The 24,436-nt window shown below is 41.9% G+C and carries 22 protein-coding genes; 13 read left to right on the forward strand and 9 right to left on the reverse strand.

Translation table 11 applies throughout. From position 1 onward, the window contains the following. Positions 1–11 precede the first annotated feature (11 nt). The 5 genes from rfbA to A3774_RS09355 all read left to right on the forward strand — a co-directional run bounded on the left by rfbA (position 12) and on the right by A3774_RS09355 (position 4,637). Positions 12–890, forward strand: coding sequence for a glucose-1-phosphate thymidylyltransferase RfbA (gene rfbA / locus A3774_RS09335; protein ID WP_067866523.1), 879 nt, complete (start codon positions 12–14; stop codon positions 888–890). Beyond that, positions 871–1,998 (forward strand): DegT/DnrJ/EryC1/StrS family aminotransferase, encoded by a 1,128-nt coding sequence (locus A3774_RS09340; protein WP_067866525.1) that lies wholly within the window; start codon positions 871–873, stop codon positions 1,996–1,998. Before rfbA ends, A3774_RS09340 begins: the two co-directional genes overlap by 20 nt. A 42-nt stretch (positions 1,999–2,040) precedes the next feature. Beyond that, a complete protein-coding gene (locus tag A3774_RS09345; protein WP_197468046.1) occupies positions 2,041–2,730 on the forward strand; it encodes a WbqC family protein in 690 nt (229 codons plus the stop codon). 10 nt (positions 2,731–2,740) lie between these two features. Then, positions 2,741–3,568 (forward strand): sulfotransferase domain-containing protein, encoded by an 828-nt coding sequence (locus A3774_RS09350; RefSeq protein WP_067866529.1) that lies wholly within the window; start codon positions 2,741–2,743, stop codon positions 3,566–3,568. A gap of 82 nt (positions 3,569–3,650) precedes the next feature. Beyond that, positions 3,651–4,637, forward strand: a complete 987-nt coding sequence (locus A3774_RS09355; protein ID WP_067866531.1) for a sulfotransferase family protein — start codon at positions 3,651–3,653, stop codon at positions 4,635–4,637. A gap of 46 nt (positions 4,638–4,683) precedes the next feature. On the opposite strand, the gene A3774_RS09360 is transcribed toward A3774_RS09355, so the two are convergent. From A3774_RS09360 to A3774_RS17190, 5 genes are all read right to left on the reverse strand, one after another. Further along, positions 4,684–6,456, reverse strand: a complete 1,773-nt coding sequence (locus A3774_RS09360; RefSeq protein WP_067866533.1) for an O-linked N-acetylglucosamine transferase, SPINDLY family protein — start codon at positions 6,454–6,456, stop codon at positions 4,684–4,686. Between the two features lie 35 nt (positions 6,457–6,491). Then, positions 6,492–6,890 carry a flagellar export chaperone FliS gene (gene fliS, locus A3774_RS09365; protein WP_067866535.1) on the reverse strand — a complete coding sequence of 133 codons (399 nt, stop codon included), beginning with the start codon at positions 6,888–6,890 and terminating at the stop codon, positions 6,492–6,494. A gap of 55 nt (positions 6,891–6,945) precedes the next feature. Beyond that, entirely contained in the window at positions 6,946–9,063 is a 2,118-nt protein-coding gene (fliD, locus tag A3774_RS09370) for a flagellar filament capping protein FliD (protein ID WP_067866537.1), read from the reverse strand. Positions 9,064–9,111: 48 nt separating this feature from the next. Further along, positions 9,112–9,474 carry a flagellar protein FlaG gene (locus tag A3774_RS09375; protein ID WP_067866539.1) on the reverse strand — a complete coding sequence of 121 codons (363 nt, stop codon included), beginning with the start codon at positions 9,472–9,474 and terminating at the stop codon, positions 9,112–9,114. A 105-nt stretch (positions 9,475–9,579) separates the two neighbouring features. Next, positions 9,580–11,331 carry a flagellin N-terminal helical domain-containing protein gene (locus A3774_RS17190; protein WP_067866541.1) on the reverse strand — a complete coding sequence of 584 codons (1,752 nt, stop codon included), beginning with the start codon at positions 11,329–11,331 and terminating at the stop codon, positions 9,580–9,582. A 240-nt stretch (positions 11,332–11,571) separates the two neighbouring features. On the opposite strand from A3774_RS17190, the gene fliT reads away from it, so the two are divergent. Beyond that, positions 11,572–11,883 carry a flagellar protein FliT gene (gene fliT, locus A3774_RS09385; RefSeq protein ID WP_067866543.1) on the forward strand — a complete coding sequence of 104 codons (312 nt, stop codon included), beginning with the start codon at positions 11,572–11,574 and terminating at the stop codon, positions 11,881–11,883. 79 nt (positions 11,884–11,962) lie between these two features. Here the strand turns inward: fliT and A3774_RS09390 are convergent, their stop codons facing one another. Together A3774_RS09390 and A3774_RS09395 are read right to left on the reverse strand one after the other, a co-directional pair. Further along, positions 11,963–14,308 carry an efflux RND transporter permease subunit gene (locus A3774_RS09390; RefSeq protein WP_067866545.1) on the reverse strand — a complete coding sequence of 782 codons (2,346 nt, stop codon included), beginning with the start codon at positions 14,306–14,308 and terminating at the stop codon, positions 11,963–11,965. Next, positions 14,308–15,399, reverse strand: a complete 1,092-nt coding sequence (locus A3774_RS09395; protein ID WP_067866547.1) for a WD40/YVTN/BNR-like repeat-containing protein — start codon at positions 15,397–15,399, stop codon at positions 14,308–14,310. Before A3774_RS09395 ends, A3774_RS09390 begins: the two co-directional genes overlap by 1 nt. A 610-nt stretch (positions 15,400–16,009) precedes the next feature. On the opposite strand from A3774_RS09395, the gene ftnA reads away from it, so the two are divergent. The 7 genes from ftnA (at position 16,010) to A3774_RS09430 (ending at position 22,728) form a co-directional block, all read left to right on the forward strand. Continuing rightward, on the forward strand, positions 16,010–16,546 hold the full coding sequence (ftnA, locus tag A3774_RS09400; protein WP_067866549.1) for a non-heme ferritin: 537 nt from the start codon (positions 16,010–16,012) through the stop codon (positions 16,544–16,546). 166 nt (positions 16,547–16,712) lie between these two features. Beyond that, positions 16,713–16,922: a hypothetical protein gene (locus tag A3774_RS09405; RefSeq protein WP_067866551.1), complete on the forward strand. Its 210-nt coding sequence runs from the start codon at positions 16,713–16,715 to the stop codon at positions 16,920–16,922. 88 nt (positions 16,923–17,010) lie between these two features. Then, positions 17,011–18,387 carry a sigma-54 interaction domain-containing protein gene (locus A3774_RS09410; RefSeq protein ID WP_067866553.1) on the forward strand — a complete coding sequence of 459 codons (1,377 nt, stop codon included), beginning with the start codon at positions 17,011–17,013 and terminating at the stop codon, positions 18,385–18,387. Between the two features lie 158 nt (positions 18,388–18,545). Beyond that, a complete protein-coding gene (locus A3774_RS09415; RefSeq protein WP_067866555.1) occupies positions 18,546–20,204 on the forward strand; it encodes an acyl CoA:acetate/3-ketoacid CoA transferase in 1,659 nt (552 codons plus the stop codon). Between the two features lie 339 nt (positions 20,205–20,543). Next, positions 20,544–21,050 (forward strand): SixA phosphatase family protein, encoded by a 507-nt coding sequence (locus A3774_RS09420; RefSeq protein ID WP_067866557.1) that lies wholly within the window; start codon positions 20,544–20,546, stop codon positions 21,048–21,050. A 101-nt stretch (positions 21,051–21,151) separates the two neighbouring features. Further along, positions 21,152–22,108, forward strand: coding sequence for an AEC family transporter (locus A3774_RS09425; protein WP_067866559.1), 957 nt, complete (start codon positions 21,152–21,154; stop codon positions 22,106–22,108). A gap of 32 nt (positions 22,109–22,140) precedes the next feature. After that, the gene (locus tag A3774_RS09430) at positions 22,141–22,728 is read left to right on the forward strand and encodes a hypothetical protein (RefSeq protein ID WP_067866561.1); all 588 of its coding nucleotides are present in this window, start codon (positions 22,141–22,143) and stop codon (positions 22,726–22,728) included. A gap of 21 nt (positions 22,729–22,749) precedes the next feature. Here the strand turns inward: A3774_RS09430 and A3774_RS09435 are convergent, their stop codons facing one another. Then, positions 22,750–23,535, reverse strand: coding sequence for a molybdopterin-synthase adenylyltransferase MoeB (locus tag A3774_RS09435; RefSeq protein WP_067866563.1), 786 nt, complete (start codon positions 23,533–23,535; stop codon positions 22,750–22,752). A 34-nt stretch (positions 23,536–23,569) separates the two neighbouring features. Then, complete coding sequence (gene prmC, locus A3774_RS09440; RefSeq protein WP_067866565.1) at positions 23,570–24,403, reverse strand: peptide chain release factor N(5)-glutamine methyltransferase; 834 nt, start codon at positions 24,401–24,403, stop codon at positions 23,570–23,572. Positions 24,404–24,436 lie beyond the last annotated feature (33 nt).

Raw genomic sequence — 24,436 nt, forward strand, 5'->3', positions numbered from 1 at the left:
AGAGCCAAATTATGAAAGGTATCATTCTTGCTGGCGGCTCAGGAACTCGCTTATATCCCATCACCCGAGCCATCACCAAACAACTCCTACCCATATATGACAAGCCGATGATCTATTACCCGCTATCAGTACTCATGCTCAGCGGGATACAAGATATTTTAATCATTACGACCCCCGAAGACAACGATAGCTTTAAACGACTACTAGGGGATGGAAAAGACTTCGGCATAAGACTCAGTTACGCAATTCAGCCTAAACCTGAAGGCTTAGCACAAGCTTTTATTATTGGCGAAAACTTCATTGGTAAAGACAGCGTATGCCTAGCCCTTGGAGATAACTTTTTTTATGGTTACGGTTTCTCTCCTAAACTACGAAGCGCAGCAGCCAGAACATCAGGAGCAACAATCTTTGGCTATCAAGTCAAAGACCCAAAACCCTTTGGGGTTGTGGAGCTTGATAAAAACCGCAATGCAATCTCCATTGAAGAAAAACCCAAAAAGCCTAAATCTAACTTTATCGTCACAGGGCTCTATTTCTATGACAATGATGTTATAAATATTGCAAAAGAAGTAAAACCTTCAGAGCGAGGTGAGCTTGAGATAACATCTATTAATCAGGCCTATCTCGATAGAGGGGCATTAAAAGTTGAATTACTCGGACGAGGATTTGCTTGGCTGGACACCGGCACTCATGGCAGTTTACTAGAAGCCGCGCAATTTGTAGAAACAATAGAAAAAAGGCAAGGCTATAAAATAGCCTGCCTAGAAGAAATTGCCTATAGAAACGGTTGGTTAAACGAAGAGGACATTCGAAGAATTAGCAAGCCCCTTTGTAAAAGCCATTACGGTGAATATTTATTGAGTATGTTAGATGTCGATACCTTCAACTAGACCTTATCTTCCAAACAGACAAATATTAGATAAATATATAAATCGTATCTATGACTCCGGCTGGTTAACCAATAATGGTCCGCTTGTTAACGAGCTAACCCAACGTCTAGAAGAACTCTTTGAATCGGACCATATCCTGCTGGTTGCTAACGGTACTTTAGCACTGCAGATAGCCTATCAAACGCTCATAAATTCGGTAGATGATCAAACGAGTCCCATTGAGGCGATCACTACACCGTTCACCTTTATCGCCACAAGTAACGCATTAAAGTGGGAAGGGATCACACCGATATTTACCGATATAAACCCCACCGACTGGTGTTTATCTGCCAATTCGATTGCAGAAAAAATAAATAAGAACACCCAATTTATTGTCCCTGTTCACGTTTTTGGAAATGCTTGTCCAATAGAAGAAATTAACGAAATAGCAGAGAAATACGCGTTAAAAACAATCTACGATGCATCCCATGCGTTTGGAATTAAGTACAAAGGTAGAAATATAGTTCAGTACGGCGATGCCAGCATTATAAGCTTCCACGCAACCAAGCTGTTTCATACCGTCGAAGGGGCCATGATACGCTTCAAACATAAATCTGACTTAGCCAAAGCAAAAGAGATCATAAATTTCGGATTTAACGATAATAAAGAACCTTGCAGGCTCGGTATCAATGCAAAAATGAACGAGTTCGAAGCCGCCGTAGGCCTCTCCATTTTAAATGATATTTCAGACATCATAAAAGAGAGAAATAACATAACTGCGGTTTATCAAGACGAGTTCAAAAACACCCCTTCGGTGATCAAATTAAATATAACCAATAACAGTGCATACATGCCTATTCTGCTTGATTCGGAAGCGACACTTTTATCGACTTTAAAAGCCCTAAAGTCACATAACATAGAAGCCAAACGCTACTTTCACCCCAGTTTAGATACAGTAGAACATCTCAACCCATCAAACAGATGCCCCATATCTCAAGACATCTCGACTAGAATACTGTGCCTTCCCATTTATAATGGGCTAACGACAAAAGAGATTAAACATATCTGTGAAATCATTAACCACACAATTAATACTCACTCAATAGATAACCTAGATAATAACCACTAACGAAACAGGCGAAAAATGAAGAAGCACGGCCATGTCGCCATAATGCAGCCATATATTTTTCCTTATCTAGGCTACTTTCACTTAATCGAAGCTAGTGAGCTATTCATTTTTTATGATGATGTGAGTTACATAAAAAAAGGCTGGATTAACAGAAATAGGATTCTGCTCCAGCAAGAACCTAGCCTGTTCACTCTACCCATTCAACAAGCCAGCCAGAATGTTTTAATTAAGGATACTCTGACTTGCATAGATACACGTTGGAAAAAGAAGTTTTACGCAAAATTAACTCACTCCTACCAAAAAGCCCCACACTTCACTCAAGTTATGGAGCTCATTGACGCCTCACTCAAACACACTCAAAACGAATCAATAGCCTCCGTTGCAATCAATGCAATTCAATTAATTTACCAATACCTAAATCACGATATTACATATAAAAGATCCTCAGACATCTCGCCTCATACACAAGGCATGGACAAAGCAGAACGCCTAATCAAAATAACAAAAGACCTAGGCTACACATCTTATCTAAACGCCCCTAGTGGAAAAGAGTTATACAGCAAGGGGGATTTTAAAAACCAAGGTATTGATCTTCATTTTATACGCAGTCTAGCGTGTCACTATTCTCAGTTTCATCATGATTTCATCCCTTCTCTTTCGATCATTGATGTTTTAATGTTCAATACGATAGATGAGACAAAAACACTGTTTCAGTATTTCACGGTAGAATAAGGATGACACTTTGAGCAACAATACAGATACGTTGATTACTGTTGCGATACATGGGGCTCCGAGGTCTGGCACCACGTGGATTGGGGAAATAATCAACAGCTCACCTAGCACCCTATACCGCTATCAACCGCTATTTTCATACGCTCACAAAGACTTCTTAACACCTGCATCAACTCAGGGAGATATTGACAGCTTTTTCACGAGATTAAAGTCTTGCAACGATAACTTCACCGGCCAGCTAGAACAAAGACATAAGGGGATATTGCCAGTATTCCAAAAGGAGCAGATAACACATATCGCTTATAAGGAGGTTCGGTATCACAACATACTAGCCAACCTTATGGCAAAAAAGCATGATCTGAAGCTCGTCACCATCATCAGAAACCCATTATCAGTGATAAATTCATGGTTGAAGGCACCAAAAGAATTCAGGGCCGATCTTAACTGGAATATGCTTAATGAATGGCAATATGCTACGAAGAAAAATCAAAATAAGCCGGAAGAATACAATGGATTTGAAAAATGGAAAGAAGCCAGCACCTTATTCCTCGACTTAAAAAAAGCGTACCCAGACAGGGTCCATTTGATTACATATTCAGCTTATTTAGCCAACCCAACCCAAGAAACAAAATTACTATTTAACTTTCTAGACTTAAGCTACACAGATCAAACTATAAGATTTCTAAACGAAAGCACAGGCCAATACAATGTAGACCCCTACTCAGTCTACAAAGCACAACAATCTGATGATGCATGGAAGCAAGAGCTCCCCAAAGAAATATCTGAGAAAATCCAAAGTAACCTTAAAGACACACGATTAGAAAGATTTTTAACATAGCATTCAAACCAACTAAATATAGTTTATTGAAGACGCTCCATAATACAATCAAAGCAACCCCGTTATCCGTACAGGTAAGCATATGTCTTTCACATTTTTAATGTGCTCCGAACGCTCAGGTAGCAATTTAATTACCAAACTACTGAATGCTCACTCAGAGATCTGCGGCCCTTCAACTAAGCACCTAATCAACCCCGTTGCTCGGAACTTATTTAGATATGGCGATTTATCAAATCAACGCAACTGGTATGCCCTAATAGACGACATTCATATACTGCTATCTGCGGGCTTCTCGATTTGGAAAAAGGAGTTCAAAAAGTCAGAACTGAAAGGGCTAGCACCCTGTGGGGACATTGTTTCTTTACTCAAAAATATTTTCATTGAGGAAGCATCTGAAGACGGAAAAGACAACATTTTCATTAAAGAGAACCATCTATACGAATTTCTGCCTTTTCTGCTAATAAACTTCCCAGAGGCTAAATTCATTTACCAAACCAGAGACCCAAGAGACATGGCATTATCGTGGAAAAAAAATAAAAGCCATCCTGGGGGCATTATTGCTGGCGCCAAACAATGGTCCTATGACCAACAACGATTTCTAAGTAACTACCATATACTACGTAAAGTAAATAAAGCATTTCTTATCAAATATGAAAATTTAATAGACAACCCCGAAGAAGCTTTATCTGCAACCTTGTCATTTTTAGGGCACCAATTCCAACCATCTATGCTCAAATTCAATAATGACGAAACAACCCGTCTCAATGCACAAATACAGGAAAGCTGGTCCAACCTGTCGCGCCCCATAATAACGAATAACAGTGCGAAGTATACAGACGAACTCACGTCAGATGAGATCTCACTTGTGGAGAAAATATGCTATTTCGAGATGAAAGAACTTAACTATACACCGATGAACAGCCTAGAATATTTAGACACGATTTCATCGCAAAGGATTAATATGCTTGAGCAACAAGAAAGACAAGATATTCCTGCTCAGCGCTCGGCAGGCACGTTAAAAAGCATGGATGCTAAACGAAATTTCTATCGGCATGAACATGAAAATTAATGTGGTGATGGCGACACACTACATGCGATGATCCCTCAGAGGCGAGTCATACTTTTTCAATATAACGTAACCACATATCACTAAAAGCACTTTCTAAATCTTTTGCCATTAAGGAACCATTGTATAACCGTGATTCACTAACCTGCTCCCTTAACCCTTTACGCACCTCTGATAAGGCATGAATATCTGCACAAACTTTATTGGCAATCTCAATATATTCACCTTCGTTCTCTGCAACAAACTGATCCAAGCCTGCCTTATATAAAACTGCTGCCCCCCGTCGAGAGATACGATCACTACCCTGTAAAGAGATATAAGGCACACCCATCCACAGCGATTCTAAATTAACCGTTCCCCCATTAAATGGGAAAGGGTCCAAACCTATATCAATACGCTTGTACGTATCAAAGTATAGCTCCCTTGCTTCTCCTATTTCGCAGTCAATCCTCTCCGGATCAACCCCAAGTAAAGCAAACCGATCTTTAATACTTCTCGTAGTCGCTGCATCACAAAAAGCAGTATCTTTAATCAATAACCTTGCAGAGACATTCTCCTTAAGAATTGTCGACCAGAGCGCAACAACGTCATCGTTCAGCTTGGTAACCTTATGTAAGCAGCCAAACGTTATATACCCATTTTTAAGCGCGGGCAGGTCCCCTACAGACACATCAGTATCTGGCGGAAAGAAGCAACCTGATATATTTAAGTGCCAAGGCGCCTCAACATAAAAGGGTTTAATAGAATCAGGGAAATTCCATTGATCACCAATGAAATAATCGATCTCAGCGACCCCTGTGCTTGCAAAAAAACCCATCCACGAGATTTGAATAGGTGCAGCCTTCCAAGCAAACAAAGGTAATCGGTTATGCGCAGTATGCCCTGACAAGTCAATTAGTATATTGACCCGATCATCATAAATCGTCTGTGCGATATCGCTATCTGATCGGTGAGCAATTTTACTCCACTTAGTAAAACAGGGCTTTAGCTCTTCAGTGACTTCATCTTCGTCGGAATAGTTACTATAGGCAAGTAACTCGACTTTACTGTTATCAAGTTTATCGATCCAACTCTTCAAAAAATAAGCGACCGAATGTTTCCTTAAGTCACCAGAAACAAGCCCTACTCGAATTTTCGGCTTATCTATCTTTTCTAATAACGGCCACTCTGTATAAGGTTCTGCTTTTGCGCGCGCAGCTTCACCATAAACTTGGGCTTTAATAAGGTATTCTTCTGAAGACACAGAGGGGTCGGACGCCATACACATTAATATATTACTAAAAATATCTAGGCGGGAAGGATCTAGGTCATAGGCAGCTTGATAACAGGGAATAGCTTTTAAAAGTTCTGAGCGTTTACGATAGACACTCCCCAAATTATTATGGGCCTTAATGAGTTTTTTATCGTATTTTAACGCTGTTTTGTAAGCCTTAGTCGCTTCTTCATATCGCCCCATACTCGACACAACATCCGCATAACCTAGATGCGCTACTGCTAAGGATGGTTCGAGTTTGACCGCTTCCGAAAAACAGTGGCTCGCTTTATTTGCATCACCTAGGCCTTTAAATGCCAAACCTAAGTGGTGATTAACCTCAGCATCCTTTGGCTTTAAACCTAGAGCCTTTGCTAATAAAAGCTGCGCTATTTTGTAATTCTGCTCTTGAAGAAGAATAATACCGAGAAAATGCAATGCATAGAAATTACTATCATCGAGCTGAAGTACTCTTTGAAATAAAGCTTTAGCCTGTGGAAAATTAGAGTTCTGATAACTTGAAATCCCAAGAGCGAGAGCCTTTTTTACAAGATCATTTTTCTGATTCACAGGCAACTACTACACATAATTTAACAAACTAAAAACTAATCGTTCTGAAGCTCAACCGGCATACCGGACCAACCCTGTCTAATCTCTAGCATGAGTCCCATTACATCTTGAATTTTGTCGGCGCTATTCTCGCGATTAGCCAGAATTAATTGACGTATCATGTAGTTATAAAGTTCATCAAGGTTAGCAGCTACTTCACCGCCCTTTTCCAAGTCCAAAGCACCCTTCAAGCCAACAATAATATCTGAGGCTTTATTCAAATGTTCAGTTCTTTCTTCAATCTGTTTACGTTCGATGGAACCTTTAGCTTTGGCCAAAGAGGTCAACGCCCCTTCTAATAACATCGAAATAAGCTTATGTGGACTCGCTGTTTCTACAGTCGCCCTTAAATCTACACTTTTATACTCTTTAAGGGCATTTAAATTAACACTCATAACACATACCTACCTAATTAAATTCTAATATCCACACCTAACAATAAACACGTCGTTAGCTGCTGCTAGCGGTAAATGGTAACTGTTCCAACAAACCGTCCAACTGACTACCCGTACTTTGGAAACTACTCACTATTTGTTCCATGGCTAAAAACTGCGCGGACAAACGCGTTTCTAACTTTTCCATCTTACGGTCTAATTCAATTCGATCATCGGCAACATCCTCTAACGCTTTGTTAATATTATCTTCGCGAAGCTGAATACTACCGGAAGAAGACAGAAAGCTCGCGATTAACTTATCAAGCTCACCAGCAAAACCGCGTGAGAAATCTACTGAAACAGTACCAGCAGCAACCGCATTTTCGCCGATAGTGAAATTCAAACCATAAGGATCAGAGTCAATTTCAGGCAGAAGAACATTACCAGAGCCAAATCCAGCAACACCATCAATAGTGCCCACTACATCAACACCATTATCAGATTGTGTAACAAATCCTAGCTCTGCTATATCTGCACCAAAATCAGTGGCATCAAACGCGACATTTGAAGCGGCACCATAACTTCTAGATATAAAAGAGAACTGATCGGTCGCCTCATCATAAGCCACATCAACAGCAACGTTCGCAGCGCTGATATTACTATCGCCATTAATCAAAGATTGTAAATCTGCACGAATTTCGTCTGCAGTTGTATAGCTACCCGTCAAGGTAATTGTATCTGACTCAATACCATCGACCGTTACTTTAAAAGAAAGATCTAATAAGCTAGCATCAGCAATCGTAACTGTATCTGCAGCACTATCAAAACCAATATTACCACCATCAACCATTGCATCCGCATCCACCGATGCTTTTTCTGGGTCCGTAGTAATAACAACATCGTAATTCCCAGGAACTGTGCCAGAAGAATAACTCCCTACAGAGACAGACACCTCATCACTTGATGACGCGGTGTTAGTTGCAAACAGGGTTTCAACTAGAGCAAAATTCTCTTCCATTGCTCGACTAAAATCTTCTTCATCAATCGACAGCGTCCCATCGAGCTCTGTACGTATGCCTACATTTGTTAACGCAGTAAAACCTTCATCGATACCCGGTACTATGGAGCCTATTGTTGATCGAATCTGATTAAGCAAAGCTTTAGCTGTACCATCGGTGGACAAATCACCCTTTACGGTCTGGTTATCTTCATCCGTACTATATCCAGTTAGATTTTGTGCTGTTTCATAAAACAGATTATAAGCTTCAACAAAATCTCTTATAGCTTGCTCTGCTGTAGAAGTATCTTCACTTACCGTAAAAGTAAAACTACTACCCGGCTCCGCCTTATTTAAGGAAAAGTTAAACCCTTGAATAACATCACTAATGTCATTTGTTTCTCGAAATACAGTGAGGCCATTAACTTTTAATTCAGCATCTTGTGCTTGTTGAGTTTCTGTAACCTGTGATGATTCCGTTTCATTAAACTCAAAAACACTTAAACCGGTTGCATCGCCTTTCGTTGCATCATCACTGCTCACCCTAAGCGCATTATCCGCACCCGATGGAGCAGTTAATAACAACTGATACTGCCCATCAACCAATAAAACCGATGCTTGAACATCTGCATCTTCCTCATTAATTTTATCAGCAATATCCTGTAACGAATCAGATGCATCAACGGTAATATTTAATGCAGCACGCTCATCATTAGTCGCAAACGAGTACGGATCTTGATCCGCATCAGCATCAGCACCCGGATCAATATCTTCGTCGTAGGTCCAAGTACCAAAACTAATAGTCAGCGTACCTGCTTCATTCAAGGCTTGATCTTTATCAGAGTATGCCCCCGTCGCTAAAGACTGGGCTTGAGCAACCTCAACAACCTCTATTTGATAAGTACCAGTTTGAGCACCCGGATCGACTGAGTTAGGCGTGATAACATCGGTATCAGGAAATGAAACACTACGCGCATTAAAGGTGTCATTATCAGAAAGGGGATCAAGCACGGCAGCTAACTCAGACAAACTACTCTGTAAGGTTCCGTATGCTGATATCTGCGCTTCCAGTTTCTCCTCTGTAGCATCTAAGCGCTCCTCTCTAGGAGCCTTTTCTATTTCTACAAGCTGGGAAACAAGGCTGGAGGTATTGATACCAGAACCGGCTCCCAGTGAGCTAATAATACTATCACTCATGGCCTTTGCCTCTGGTTTTTAGGTGTGTGGAATAAAGCCTATGGAATATCAGGCTTTCTTATCAAAAAGGAATCCTATCATCCGATCCAATGATTCAGCAAACGCTAATGCTTCTTCATTTGGAATCTGACGTATTACTTTATCAGTTGTCAAATCGCGTACTTCAACAACAACTTGCTCTGACGCTTTATCAACAGAAAAACTTAAAGAGCGCTGACTACTCTCCATCATTTCATTAAGGCGATCAATAGCAGCGTCTAGCTTCTCTGCTGAAACCTCTTGGGTCTGTTGAAACTGCTCGTTTTTCTGCGGCTGTTCAACAGGCTGAGGCTTAACCTGATTTACGGTTTGTTGAGTCTGCTGTGACGGCTGAATAACATTAGCAGCAGCCCCCATCGATTCAATAGCCATAACCCAATCCTCTTCTTAACCGTTCGAGAATACCCCCATCGCCGTTACAGGCTCTGGGGGTGAATACTCTACTAAGTGCTTTATCTATATAGTATAGCTGCTATCTTACTGAAGTAGAGATAGAACTTGCTGTGGTGCAGCGTTAGCCTGAGCCAACATCGCTGTACCGGCTTGCTGTAGAACCTGCGCTCTTGATAGTGCAGCGGATTCTGAAGCAAAATCAGCATCTTCAATACGTGAACGGGCAGCCGAAACGTTTTCAGATACGTTTGACAAGTTATTCACTGTAAAGTCTAGACGGTTACTAACCGCACCCAAATCACCTCGAGTGGAGTTAATCTGCTCAAGTGCAGAATCGATGATATCTATAGCTTCCTGTGCACCATTAGCAGTTGAGATATCGATACTTGATACGCTGCCACCAGCACCTGCTGCTGCATTGGTTTCATTAAGACCAAAGATAGTCTCCATCGCAGCTTCATCACCATCCTTGTATGAGATAGAGATATCACCACCATCAACGGAGGTCAGTTTTAAAGCATCAGTTATGCCATTAGCACCATCTAGAGACGCTGTCACACCTGTTTCATCTGTGTAAGAGTTCAACCAAGCAACCAAGTCACTTTCTTCACCAGCAGTGCTGTTACCGTCATAATCAACACTTGAATCGTACTCACCAAGCGTCACACCATTTATAGTAACCTGGCCTGCATCAACATCAGCCTGCGCTTGTGCTTGATAGCCTGTTACAGTACCCGCTTCTAAGCGCGTATCTAAACCAACAACATCAGCATGAGCAGCATCATTATATTCAATGGTTACAGCATCGCCAGAATCTGCAGAGATGGTAAGCGCAGCTTCGAACGTTGCATTTGTAAATGTACCAATTGCATCATTTAACGTAGCACCAGTTGCACTAAGCGCAACATTATCAGCACCTTCCACAGATACAGTTAGGTAGCCATCATCATTGATCTCAGCCTGTATAAGGCCGTTAGATACTTCGTTAGCTTTATCCGCTAACTCTTGAAGGGAGCCCGTCTCAGATACCTGGAACGTCTGCACATCGCCGTTCGCCATTGTCACTGCAAACTGAATGTTTTCACCTGAACTCACAATACCATCGCCCGATGTTGTCGCTGTAGCTTCAGCCAATGTACCAACAGTTATACCTGCAACGTTTGAGTTAACTGTATCAATCGCATCCTGAAGCACTGTTTCACCGGACAAATCACCGATATCAATACCGTTGATAGACATTGTCTCTGTGCCGTCAAATGTCTGCAACTGAGTCAATAGGTCATTGCCCGAATCTGTTGCACCAATAATAGATGCACCCGTACCATTACCTAAAGATTGAGTATCTGTCGCACCAATGTTTAGCGCGATAGTTTCATTGGCATCAGCACCCGCTTGCAGATCAACTTGACCTAAGGTTCCATCAAGAATATTAAGGCCGTTGAATTTAGTTGTTTCAGAGATACGATCAATCTCAGCAATCAACTGCTGAACCTCGGCATCTAGGGTTGCACGGTTACCATCATCGTAAGTACCGTTGGCAGACTGGATAGACAGCTCACGCATACGCTGTAGGATGTTAGTTGTTTCGTCCAACGCACCCTCAGCCGTTTGAATTAGAGAGATGCCATCGTTTGCATTTCGTACCGCTTGATCCAAACCACGAACCTGAGAGGTCATGCGGTTAGAGATTGCCAAGCCCGCTGCATCATCTGCTGCAGAGTTAATACGCTTACCACTAGATAAACGCTCCATTGCTTGGTTCTGATCGTTCTGTGAAAGCGTTAAGTTACGCTGAGCATTCAGCGACATAATGTTTGAATTAATTACCATTGACATGAGTTTGTTCTCCTCATACTCAGCCGAATTTGACCGACCGTAATAAAAATATTTTCTATTTGAATTTCCAGCTCGCTAAAGAGGGAAATCCAAGCTTGATTAGGTTATCGACCGCTTCAAAAAACCCTTTAGGAAAAACATTCAGTTTTTTTCCTAAGCATCCTTAAGCTGTTTCAATGCCTCGTTGATTTTTGTTATCGGCACCTTCACACTGATCATTAATATTTTTTGGAGAAAAGCATGAACCCTTTAATAAAGCTCGCAGAAGAAGCGCTTGAACAATCCACCAGCATGGAGTTATTAGCGCAAGAAGGAAAATGGGACGAGTTAACCGACCTACAAAAAACACACTCAGTCACGGTAGAAAAAATAATGACCGCAGAAGCCGATGATGCCATTAAATCCCAACTACGCGCTTTATTATTAGAGATCAAAACAACCAACAACCGCACAATGGGTCTAGCTGACAACTATAAATTGAAACTCGTTAATGAGAAGAAAACCTTAGGGCAAGGTGCAAAAATGCAAAAAATGCTGGACGCACTAAAGTAGATAAAAGTCATAACTACCACTCTCACCTACTTTAATACTGCGACAAACCAACAGGCCTACCTAAGCGCCAGCACTCTATTCATTGAGTTTTTGGATGTAACAAGCGTGCAATAGCGGGTAACAATATCAACGCACCCAACATATTCCAGATAAACATAAAGGTAAGTAGAACCCCCATATCCGCTTGAAACTTAATAGGCGAGAAAGTCCAAAGCACAACCCCTATTGCCAGCGTCAATCCAGTAAATGCGACAGACTTACCCGTACTTTGTAAAGTTTCAAGATAGGCCTCAGCCAAGCTATGACCTTTCTGCAGATAGGTCTGCATTTTTGAATAAATATAGATACCATAATCCACACCTATACCAACACCTAAAGCGATCACCGGTAATGTAGCGACTTTTACGCCAATACCTAATTTAGCCATCAACGCCTGACATAGGATTGAGGTTAATATCAAGGGCGCAATGATGCAGACTACCGTACGAAGCGATCTAAAGGTCAATAAGCACAGGAAGCTCACCACAGAATAAACCCAGATCAGCATCTCATACTGGGCCATTTCAATCACTTCGTTTGTTGCGGCCTCAAAGCCTGCTTTGCCTGCCGCCATATTAAACTTGATTGTATCTGTCTCGTATTGAGCAACAAAATCATCGACAGCAAATGTCACCGCTTTTAATGTTTCTGCTTTATGATCATCAAGGAAAATAATAACCGGTAATAAAGAGCAGCTACTGTTCATCAGTCCCGCTGGAACATAAGAGAGAGAGGCATTAATCACATACTGATTACGTATTACCGAACGCCATTTCAGACTCCCCTCATTCAAACCTGCCGTTACACGTTCCGATACATCCACCAGCGAAATACTGGATTGCACCCCAGAAACATTCCGTAAGTAAAATTGGAAACGATCGACTAAAGCCAACGTTTCATAGCGACTACAATGTTCTTTTGGCGTAGAAACCATCACAACAAACACGTCACTCGAAGTAGAGTAATTAGCGGTAATAAAACTATTATCTAAGTTATAGCGAGAGTCCCCTCGCAACTCTGGGGCACCCACATCCAAATCGCCAATCTGTAACCCTTTACTCCCATAGATACCTAAAACCGCGAGACAGATAGCAATCACAACAGCGACTATAGCTCCTTTTTGAGTAGCGAAGACACTTAACAAGTGCCAATGGGAATCCTTTTTCTCTATTCCTTTTTTGGCTTTAGTTATAGCGTTACGACCCACCCCAAAATAACTCATTAACAAAGGGAGCAGCATTAAATTGGTTAAAATAATAACGGCAACACCAATAGATGCAGCTACAGCCAGGTCTTGAATAACTTGGATCTCGATTACCATCAACGTAATAAAGCCAATACCATCTGAAATCAGCGCCGTTAACCCAGGAATATAGATTGTTTTAAAGGCATGCTTTGCCGCTTGAAGCTTATCAGCCCCATTCGTAGCAGACTCTAGTGTGATTGTATTTACAATTTGAACGCCATGGCTGACCGCAATAGCAAACACCAAAAATGGCACTAACATCGAATAAGGGTCTATTCCATAACCAAGGAGATTCAATACACCTAACTGCCATATGACCGCTGCAAGAGAACAGATTAAAGGAATAATCGTACCCATTACACTGCCGGAATAGAGATAGAGCAGCACCATAGTGACCACAAAAGCGATCGCAAAAAATAGAGCCACCTCAACCGCACCATCAATCAGGTCACCAACAATTTTCGCAAATCCGGTGATATGAATACTGATATTTTCAGAACTATATTTATCTCTAACCAGCTTTTCTAACAGAGCGGAAAACTCTTTATAATCAAGTTTCTCCCCTGTCTCTGGATCTTTATCAAAAAGAGGCACCTGCACCATAGCTGAGCGAAAATCATTACCTACTAATATTCCCACCTGACCTGAGCGAAGAATATTGGTGCGTACGAGTTCTAAACTTTCTTTTGAACCATCATATTTAGCAGGTATAACTGGACCACCAACAAAACCATCTTCAGTCACTTCAGTCCAGCGTACATTAGGTGTCCAAATAGACTTTAATGCGGAACGGTCAACCCCAGGAATAAAAAACAGCTCATCAGTCACACTTTTGAGAGTTGACTGAAATTCAGCACTAAATATATCGCCATTTTTTGCTGCAACAACAACACGAATACTATTACCCAAACCCGCTAAATCATCTTTATAGCGCATATAGTTTTCAACAAACGGATGTTGAGCAGGGATCATTTTCACAAAACTAGCATCAGGACGAATCTGAGAGGCCTGCCAAGTAAAGAATAAAGTGGCAATCAAAAAACCGACTAAAAGCAATTTCCGATAACTAAAAAGTACGCGCTCAGCTAATTTTTCACTGGTATTAATCGGCCAAAGCAGTATTGAGGACAACCTTTTCATTAGTCAGCCCCTCCGTTCAAATCAATTCGAGAAACACCACCTTCACCGACTACAATAAGATACTGCCCTACAGACTCGACAGCACTATAACTCCTAAGACCACGTTTTAGGAAAGGCACAAAAGCCTCACCCTGCTTTTGCAATAAAGCCCCCCCTTGCCCAACAAGATAGGCAATATCATCAACCACTACTGCGTCATTAATTGTCGCAGTTGAGCCTATATCAATTTTATTCCAAACAGTGCTGCCCAATTCATCTCGAGTACGCTTAAGCACAGTACCTCTCAACCCCATTAGATAAAGACTATCTGCCTCAACTGCTGAGAAAAGGGAACCTTGGTAAGGCAACTCAACTTTATACCAGCTTCCCCCATTATCAAGGCTCTCAATCAACAGCCCAGCCTCACCTAAGATCAACAAATGCCCCGCTTGCGTTTGGATCACTCTATTCAAATGCAAACTGTCTGGATTAGGTAATTTATGCCCTTCGTAAACCCAACTTAAACCACCATCATCCGTTCTAAGAAAAAGTCCATACGCACCTACCGCATAACCCGTTAGCGAATCTAAAAAGATAATATCAAGCAATGGAGAACTAGGTCCCTCTTCAACAGCTATTTTTGCATCATCCAGCTGGTAACCAAGATTTTCTAATAAATCAGCATCAACAGCGCCCAAACTGTTTTGATAATTAAATTCAGTCTCAAGCGCACCCACTCTTAACTGATTAATCGCTGCACCATCAACTCTCTTTTGCCAAGAAAGTCCACCATCTTTAGTACCTAAAATGACACCATCATGACCTACAGCCCAGCCTGTTTTTTTATCAAAAAAGTTCAAGCTTGTAATTAAAGTGCTGGTAGGAACTTCCGCTTGCTTCCAAGTTAATGCACCATCCCCCGAATAGATAATAACCCCTTGCTCACCCCCAGCAACCAAGCGCTCCCCAGCACGTGAAATAGCAAGCAAAAGAGATTTTTCAGGAGCTACCTGCTGTATAGCAGGCTGAACAAGACGATCAGCTGATACACATTGAGATAATGCTAAAAAGCAACCAAAGACCACACTGTAAAAAAACGTTATTTTGCTCATCTAAAGCCCAGTTATTATTTTTTTGTCGGGAGTTTTAATAGCTAAAAATCATCTACCTTTAACGCAAATACAGCAATAACATTCTTTCCCATTATCACTAACAATATAGGTCACTATAGCAATTTCATCCACACATCTATCATCACCATAATGCAATGGAAGGCTTATATTAACTAGCGTCATTCAAAACTAATTTATCAGCTACACCTATCAAGCGAAGCACAAAAAAGGCCCTAAAAACACGTCGCTCTGCGTCCGCTCTACTTTTTCACTCCTAAACTCAGACTCTAAGGCCGACCCAGCTATTTCACGGCCATGCAATATTTTCATCTATACTTAGGCATATTCGGCAATTATTGTTTCACATAGAGTTTGAGATTGATTATCATTAACAAAAAACTTGCCGAGTTCTCTATGTCAAAACCAAAAACCTTATGTAAATTAAAAAAGGCCGATATAGAAGAGCAGTTCAAGACACTTGCAAGCTATACTCGCTCCAGCTGCTATCTATGCAAAAAGTGCGCACGCTCTGCTAACGCCAAAAAGTGGCTATGTAAACCTGAAATGATTTAAAATCCGCTAAAGATTATTTTAAAAGGATCCAATTATTATGCTAAGCCCTGCAATGCTTGAAAAACTTAACGAGCAGATAAACTTAGAGTTTTTCTCTTCAAACCTCTACCTACAGATGGGGGCATGGGCTGAATCTAAAGGCTTTGAGGGTTGTTCCGCATTTTTATACAAACATGCTGACGAAGAGATGTCACACATGAAACGTTTATTCACTTATGTGAATGAAACCGGCGCAACAGCAATGATAGGTGCTATAGATGCACCCGATGCGGAATACAATTCAATTAAAGATCTCTTTGAAAAAGTATATGAGCATGAGTGCTTCATTACTGGAAAGATCAATGAATTAGCCCACACCGCTTTTACTCACCACGATTACTCAACCTTCAGTTTCCTTCAATGGTATGTCGCAGAACAGCATGAAGAAGAGAAGCTTTTTAATGGCATTTTGGATAAAATCAAGATTATCGGCGAAGATGGCAAGGGCTTGTTCTTTATCGATAAAGAGATTGGCGAATTAGCCAAAAATGGTTCAAGTGGCAGCATTATGGATGGCGCATCAGATAAAATATAAAAACCATATTTATCAATTAATTACAAAACAAACTCCACAAACAGCACCAAGTTTTATCAAAAACTTTCTGTTTTTTATAGATTTTATTCTAAAGGTTTTGATAGGCTGTCCGATAAATACTTTCAAAGCAGCCTCTCATGCCTAATACAGGGAAGGAGAATAAAGCGTGAATACTGATTGTGTACTTTGTTTTGAGCTAGTAAAAACAGGGAAAGAACACCCTTCATTAAAAACCATCAGTGACCTTGGTCACTCACAGATCTGTAAATGCGGCGAATGCGGCTCTCTACTAATGAGCACAGCAGGCGAATGGGAGACTGTACTTAAAGGCTCTATTTCTCGCCGCCAAAAGCAGAATAAGAAAAACGCTGCATAATAGCTATTTTTTTACTAAATAACTTGGCAGCGAGCGCCTCTACGCGTAGTTTTATCCTAACTAGTAACAGGATAAAACTGCGGTACTTATGGATTCTCTGCGCGAACTGATAGATCAAGACAATAATCACAATCTATTAGATCTACTATCGAGCTTATGCCAAGGCTCCATTGCAGTAGATGAAAATTGCAACATCCTATGGATGAGCAATGCATATAAAGAGCTTATAGATATAGCACCCGACGTTGACCCAACCGGCTGCCATGTAGAACAGCTCCTCCCTACCACCCAACTTCCTCGCGTTATAAAAAGCGGCAAACCTAGCTTTGTAGACCTGATGCAAATAAAGCATCGCTGGTGCGTTGTCACCCGTTTACCCATTAAAAACGAAAATCAACAAACTATAGGTGCGATTGGTTTTGTTTTTTATGATGACTTAGAAAGCTTACAACCTCTGTTTGATAAATTTGCCCGCTTACGCCGCAAATTTGAAGATGAAAAGATCCTAAGACCTAGTCGATACGCATTAGACGACATGCTTGGCCGCTCGCAACCGACAGCATTATTACGACGCCAAGCGCTTCGAGCCGCACAATTAGACACAACCCTCCTTCTTCTTGGCGAAACCGGTACTGGTAAGGAATTATTAGCCCAAGGCATCCATCACTCATCAACCAGAAGAAGCGCCCCTTTCGTGGGTATTAATATGGGAGCGTTACCTGAAGCCCTAGCCGAAGCGGAACTATTTGGCAGTGCTGCCGGTGCGTACACTGGCGCCAATAGCAAAGGACGTGTAGGTAAAGTTCAACTGGCTGATGGCGGCACACTTTTTCTAGATGAAATAGCCGAAATGCCATTAGCTATGCAAGCAAAACTACTCCGAGTCCTACAAGAAAGAGAAGTTGAGGCTTTAGGCTCCAACCGTTTAGAAAAAGTAGACGTCCGAATCATTGCAGCCACAGCAAAAGACCTTCGAGAACTAGTAGAAAAAGGCCAGTTCCGAGAAGACCTATACTACCGACTCAATGTACTCCCCATAAAGTTGCCACCTTTAAGGGAACGACGAGAAGATATCCCTGAACTCTCTCAACATATGCTGCAGCAGATTCAACACCAATCACAATTACCAGAACTATCCCTTTCACCAGCAGCCCATGAGTGGCTTAAAAGCTATCACTGGCCTGGAAATATTCGAGAACTAAGAAACAGAATTGAACGCGGCTGCGTGATGGCCGAAGGAGAATTTATAGAAGCCAACGACCTAGGCGCATTAGACGATTTACCCCACACTACATCAAACCAACCAAAAGCAACCGATTTAAAAAGTAAAAGATCACAAACAGAAATAGACGCCATACAACAAGCCATTCAAAACTGTAACGGAAACAAAACCGCCGCAGCGAAAATACTTGGCATATCAAGGGCAAGTTTGTACTTACATTTAAATAAAATGTCCAATAAATAAAACACTAAAAAAACAAATGTCTACAAATTAAGACACATTTGGTTTCTTTTCACTCTACAAAAAACAGTAACCCCTTGTTTAAAAACACATTTAAAACATTGGCCGCCCCTTTGCTTTACCTGTAATACTAAAAATAATAATAGACAATTAGGCCCACCATGAGTCAACGTCCAAGCAAGCTCATTACCGCATCACGAGCGGCAGAACTAATTCAATCCAATGACATGATTGTTACCGGCGGATTTATAGGCATTGGATTCGCAGAAACCTTAGCTAGCGCCATTGAAAAGCGCTTCCTAGAAGAGGGCGAACCTAATAATCTCAACTTATTCTATGCAGCAGGGCAAGGCGACACTAAACATCGTGGATTAAACCATTTTGGCCATCAAGGCATGGTAAAACGCGTTATAGGCGGACACTGGGGACTAGCTCCAACACTGGGAAAACTCGCCATAGATAATCAAATTGAAGCCTACAATTTGCCTCAAGGCGTTATCTGCCATATGTTTCGAGATATAGCTGCAGGCAAGCCTGGAACCCTCACTACAGTTGGCTTACACACTTTTGTGGACCCAAGAATTGAAGGCGGAAAAATAAATTCACGCTCCACAGAGGATCTTGTTCAACTACTCGATATAAACGACCAAGAATGCTTACTTTATAAACACTTCCCCCTAAACATTGCACTACTTCGCGGAACAACCGCAGATAGAAATGGCAATATATCAATGGAACGGGAAGCGCTCCCCCTCGATTCACTAGCCATCGCTCAAGCAGTAAAAAATTGCGGCGGAATCGTCTTAGTGCAAATAGAACAAATCACAGACGAACATCTACTCACTCCAGACCGCATCCGTATCCCTGGAGTTTTAGTAGACCACATTATTCTTTCTACACCCAAAGACCATCCGCAAACATTCGCTGAACCCTTTAACCCAGCGTATTCAGGGCAAGTACGAAGCACAGCCCAACAATCAGGAAAAACCGCTCTCGATGCCCGCAAAATCATAGCACGCCGTGCCTTAATGGAATTAAAAAAGAATTCGATTGTAAACCTAGGTATAGGCATGCCTGAGATGATCGCCACTGTTGCCGCTGAAGAAAATAAGGGTGATGATTTCACTTTAACAGTAGAGCCTGGCGGCATTGGTGGCCAACCCGCAAGTGGATTAAGCTTTGGTGCGGTCAGCAACGCCCAAGCCATTATTGATCAGCCGGCTCAATTTGATTTTTACGATGGCGGCGGATTGGATCAGGCTTTCTTAGGCCTCGCTGAGACCTGCCCAGAAGGACATGTAAACGTCAGCCGCTTTGGCACAAAACTAGCGGGCGCTGGCGGGTTTATAAACATAACGCAAAATACACAGGATGTTTATTTTTTAGGTACATTCACCTCAGGCAAGCAACAACTAGAAGTGATCAATGGCACGTTAAAAATTATTACTAACGGCACCCTAAAAAAATTCAAGAAGAACGTACAGCAGATCACATTCAATGGTAACTACGCTATAGAATGCCAACAACAAGTAACATTCATCACAGAGAGAGCAGTATTCAAACTCACAAAAAACGGCCTACTATTGACCGAAATAGCACCAGGGGCCGATCTCCAAACTGATATTTTAGATCAAATGGAATTTATCCCGCTTATCGATGACAACCTAAGCTTAATGGATGCTAGGCTTTTTCAAGACAAACCAATGCATCTTGAACACCCCGGTAGTCGCTCGATGACACAGATGCGCTCTTTAATGAAAAATGTTTTAAGCCGATCAGAATATCCACAACCTGAACAGGCAACAAAAACCACAAGTTGAGCGCGATCTACAGTCCATCCACTTAGGTGTGAATGGTTAAGTTTATCTATATAACGCGTGTGCAGCGCTATTGTGCAGAAGGTAAACAAGCCATACACACCTACAACCTGAAAACAGGGGATGATAAAGCATTGTGACAAACCTAATAGAACCTAGACAAATACATACGCTATGTTCTACCTTTAGACGAGCAAACGCTATATCCCCCTGTTTTTAGGATGGTACTAACACAACTCTTATTGCACTAGACCGCAAAATAAATATTTGATGGCTCGCATTTACACAAATATCAATTAATCTTTATACAGCCAATTCCTATTTAATCGTTGGGTACCTCAAATGAAAAAGCTCACGTTGGTGCGCCATGCAAAATCCAGCTGGAAGCATCCTGAATTAACTGATTTTGAGCGTCCACTTAATAAAAGAGGAAAGCGAGACCTCCCTGCAATGGTTGAACGCTTAGCCGATTACCAATTAACACCGGATACGCTTCTTAGTAGCGGCGCTACACGAACCCTCTCAACGGCAAAAGCGATCTGCAGCCGACTCGCTATACCACAAAACCAAATACTTGAGATTCCAGAGCTTTACGAATCATCCGCAGAAACACTCTTGCTTGTATTACAAAACATGCCCGAATCATATAAGCACATTATGCTTGTAGGCCATAACCCTGGACTCGAACACTTAGCATCGATCTTACGCCAAGAGCGCGTCACTAAATTCCCCACCGCAGCTGTTATGCATCTACACTTAAGTATCAAGAACTGGCATGAGCTAGCAGAAGGTTGCGCAAGCTTATCCCTGTTTGATTACCCGAAAAAACACATAACAAGCAATGAATAGAGGCAATGCTACGACTCTCAGATAAATAAGCATCATCTATCCCTTAGCATTAAACACCTATGCTAAAATAGCAGCACTTTTTACTCACAGGGCTACCCAAAGTGGAACTTTATCTTCACTCACTGAGCTTTACTGCCAATATAGTGGCGCCAATTTTCTTTATCGTTTTTCTTGGTTATTTACTCAAACGCTTGAAGGTGATTGATGAGGGTTTTATCCATACAGCCTCAAAACTGGTATTTGTAATCACCCTACCAACTCTCGTATTTATGTCTATCTCTCGGACTGACTTTCAAGCCGTTTTCAATCCTCAACAGCTTGGCTTTGTGCTAATTAGCACATTTATATCTTTTATCGCTCTCTGGGCGATAGGGAAATATTGGATTAAGCGACCAGAGGACTTAGGGGTATTTATTCAAGGCGCATTCCGTAGCAACTATGGAATTATCGGCCTTGCTGTAAGTTACAACCTTTTTTCTGACTCGGGGCTAGCACAAGCCTCTTTGCTATTGGCCTTAGTCATCCCTATGTATAACGTTTTATCCATTGTAGCGTTGACGATTCCTGTCCAAAGAAGCGGTGCCTCTAATATAGGAAGCACGCTTTATGAAATCATAAAGAACCCATTAATTATCGCTGTGCTGCTTGCTTTACCCTTCTCTTATTTTGGTTTCAAACTACCTGAAATTGCCCAAAACACGGGGCGGTATTTCGCTAATTTAACGCTACCACTGGCATTATTAGCTATAGGCGGGTCACTTAATCTGGCTAGTTTAAGAAACACATCATCACAAGCAACTTGGGCCACACTCAGCAAGTTAGTCCTTATCCCCTTAGTACTAACAATCGCCGCATGGATTTATGGTTTTAGAGGCCAAGATTTAGCAATGATGATGGTACTGTTCGGGTGCCCTACAGCAGCTGCCAGTTTCGTTATGGCGAAAAGTATGGGTGGTAATGCTGAACTCGCCGCTAATATTATTTTAATGACCACCTTAGGGTCCGTACTTACTCTTAGTGCGGGGATCTACCTCCTAAGAGTAACCGCTATTATTTAAAGCGACTCAACCAGAATAGACAGGGTATCTACATGCGCCATCTATTTAAAACAGATCCACTTGCTAGCGCTTACAAAGCTATTTTGGCTGATGATAGAGAAAAACTGCTCAAGCATTTAAGGAAGATAAAACCGAGCGAGATTGATAAACCATCATCAGATACAACACCCGGTTTAGTTGAAGCCTGCATTATTCAACAACGCCCCCACCTTTTGACATTAGTACTTGAGCAGGGCGCATCAGCAACAGGAAAAACCGTCAACGGTCACAGTTTCGGTATATTATCCATTAAGCAAGAAGCTAGCCTTCGCCTCCTTACCGCACTGTTAAGCGCAGGAAATGACGAAGATAGAGATCAGCTACTAGCTGCTTGTTTTGAGTATGGCCAACCTACACAACTCATGCTACATATAAGCCTCTTAATTCAGTACGGTGCAGAAATTACAGAGCCCATCGCTGTAAAAGCCTTAAAAATAGGTGAGCGCCCCTTAATACACTTTTTAATTAATTCAGGAGCAGAACTGCCTAAACAGGTGGGTACGGGTGAGATTGACGAGGAGACACTTGCATACGCTAATAAGTGCGCAGAAGATCTACAGATTAGGAAGATGTTTCTCTAATAAAATTTAAATGCAGACCAATCATTGTCCACTGTGATCATTCTCATGAGTTGCCATCGCTGCCGGAGAGCACACAGAACAATGCGGATCTTTCCGCAACTTTAGCGTTCGCCACTCCATTGATTTCGCATCCAGCAACATCAAACGGCCAGCTAAACTCTCACCTACAGAGGCAAGCACTTTCAAAGCCTCCATTGCCTGAATAGAACCAATAATCCCTACTAATGGTGATAGCACTCCAGACTCTGAACAAGTTAACGCCTCATCACTTCCTTCTGTATAAAGACATTGATAACAGGGAGATTCCAACTTGAGAGGATCATAGACAGCAACCTGCCCCTCCAGACGAATAGCCGCTCCAGAAACAAGCGGCTTTTTATGCCGAAAGCATGCACGATTAATAGCAAAACGCGTCGTAAAATTATCCGTGCAGTCGACCACTAGATCAACCGTAGCGATTAAACGCTGGAGCGCGCTTTCATCAAGGCGCTCATAGATGCTCTTCACCCGAACATCAGGATTCAACGAGGCGATCGTATTACGAGCGGAATCCACTTTAGGCTGACCAATCCGTTTACTGTTATGAATAACTTGGCGCTGCAAATTAGAAAGCTCAACCTCATCATCATCAAGCAGAACCAGCTCCCCTACACCCGCGGCAGCAAGATACATAGCAACAGGACTACCCAACCCACCTAGGCCGACAATCAAAACCGTTGAATTCAACCATGTTTCCTGACCATTAATATCCACATCAGGCAACATTATTTGACGACTGTAACGTAATAGCTGCTCATCACTCAGCATTAGAGCTCTCCAACAATGCTTTTATTTATAGGTATCAGCACTTTATCCACTGCCCTAAAGTTACGCGTTCATTATTGCCATAGTCACGAAGAGTTTCCACTTTTTCATAACCTAAACCATTCAGAAGCGCTCGGCAGTTTTCCCCTTGATCATAACCATGCTCAAACAACAAAAAACCACCTTCACAAAGAAAGTCACGCGCCTGATCGCCAATCAACTCAATATCAGCCATCCCCTTTTTATCAGCAATCAGTGCTGATAAAGGCTCAAAACGCACATCACCCTGCAGTAAATGAGGGTCATTCGGATCTATATAAGGAGGATTACTAACAATTAGATCATACCTCCCTGAATGAGGCTCAAACCAACTACCTTGCAGTAAGCTCACATTATGCAGCTTAAGCTTATCCCTATTTCGTTTAGCAAGCGCCACAGCTTCCGCCACATAGTCCGATGCTACGATTTCCCACTCAGGCCGCTCCCAAGCTAAAGCCAATGCAATAGCCCCCGTTCCTGTGCCTAAATCAGCGACACGGGCAGAAGAAGGAAGATCAAGCGCCAATACCTGCTCAACTAGTACCTCAGTGTCAGGACGCGGAATTAATGTGTAGGGAGAAACCTCAAGATCAAACTCCCAAAAACCTCGCGTGCCCAAGATATGAGCAACCGGCTCGCCATTACTGCGGCGCTGAATCATTACTTCTAGTTGAGCAGCGATCGTTTGAGGAAGCTCTTTTTCTGGCCAGGTGAAAAAATAACTACGGGGCTTGCCCAACAAAGAACAGAGCATCAATTCAACATCCAACGCCGCGGATTCTGACTTACCTTCTAGTTGTGAATACAGCGCAAGCGCTTGTTGGATCTGCATAAAACCACATTTTTTAAAAAACTAAGATAAAGA

Origin of the sequence: Neptuniibacter marinus (assembly GCF_001597725.1) — a bacterium.
Lineage (GTDB): Bacteria > Pseudomonadota > Gammaproteobacteria > Pseudomonadales > Balneatricaceae > Neptuniibacter > Neptuniibacter marinus.

Coding starts and splice junctions, on each gene's coding strand:
- A3774_RS09390 (WP_067866545.1), bottom strand. CDS start 14,308: ATGAAAAGGTTGTCCTCAATACTGCTTTGGCCGATTAATACCAGTGAA.
- fliT (WP_067866543.1), top strand. CDS start 11,572: ATGAACCCTTTAATAAAGCTCGCAGAAGAAGCGCTTGAACAATCCACC.
- A3774_RS17190 (WP_067866541.1), bottom strand. CDS start 11,331: ATGTCAATGGTAATTAATTCAAACATTATGTCGCTGAATGCTCAGCGT.
- A3774_RS09395 (WP_067866547.1), bottom strand. CDS start 15,399: ATGAGCAAAATAACGTTTTTTTACAGTGTGGTCTTTGGTTGCTTTTTA.
- A3774_RS09340 (WP_067866525.1), top strand. CDS start 871: ATGTCGATACCTTCAACTAGACCTTATCTTCCAAACAGACAAATATTA.
- A3774_RS09375 (WP_067866539.1), bottom strand. CDS start 9,474: ATGGCTATTGAATCGATGGGGGCTGCTGCTAATGTTATTCAGCCGTCA.
- rfbA (WP_067866523.1), top strand. CDS start 12: ATGAAAGGTATCATTCTTGCTGGCGGCTCAGGAACTCGCTTATATCCC.
- A3774_RS09410 (WP_067866553.1), top strand. CDS start 17,011: ATGGATTCTCTGCGCGAACTGATAGATCAAGACAATAATCACAATCTA.
- fliS (WP_067866535.1), bottom strand. CDS start 6,890: ATGAGTGTTAATTTAAATGCCCTTAAAGAGTATAAAAGTGTAGATTTA.
- ftnA (WP_067866549.1), top strand. CDS start 16,010: ATGCTAAGCCCTGCAATGCTTGAAAAACTTAACGAGCAGATAAACTTA.
- A3774_RS09345 (WP_197468046.1), top strand. CDS start 2,041: ATGCAGCCATATATTTTTCCTTATCTAGGCTACTTTCACTTAATCGAA.
- fliD (WP_067866537.1), bottom strand. CDS start 9,063: ATGAGTGATAGTATTATTAGCTCACTGGGAGCCGGTTCTGGTATCAAT.
- A3774_RS09355 (WP_067866531.1), top strand. CDS start 3,651: ATGTCTTTCACATTTTTAATGTGCTCCGAACGCTCAGGTAGCAATTTA.
- A3774_RS09430 (WP_067866561.1), top strand. CDS start 22,141: ATGCGCCATCTATTTAAAACAGATCCACTTGCTAGCGCTTACAAAGCT.
- prmC (WP_067866565.1), bottom strand. CDS start 24,403: ATGCAGATCCAACAAGCGCTTGCGCTGTATTCACAACTAGAAGGTAAG.
- A3774_RS09415 (WP_067866555.1), top strand. CDS start 18,546: ATGAGTCAACGTCCAAGCAAGCTCATTACCGCATCACGAGCGGCAGAA.
- A3774_RS09420 (WP_067866557.1), top strand. CDS start 20,544: ATGAAAAAGCTCACGTTGGTGCGCCATGCAAAATCCAGCTGGAAGCAT.
- A3774_RS09435 (WP_067866563.1), bottom strand. CDS start 23,535: ATGCTGAGTGATGAGCAGCTATTACGTTACAGTCGTCAAATAATGTTG.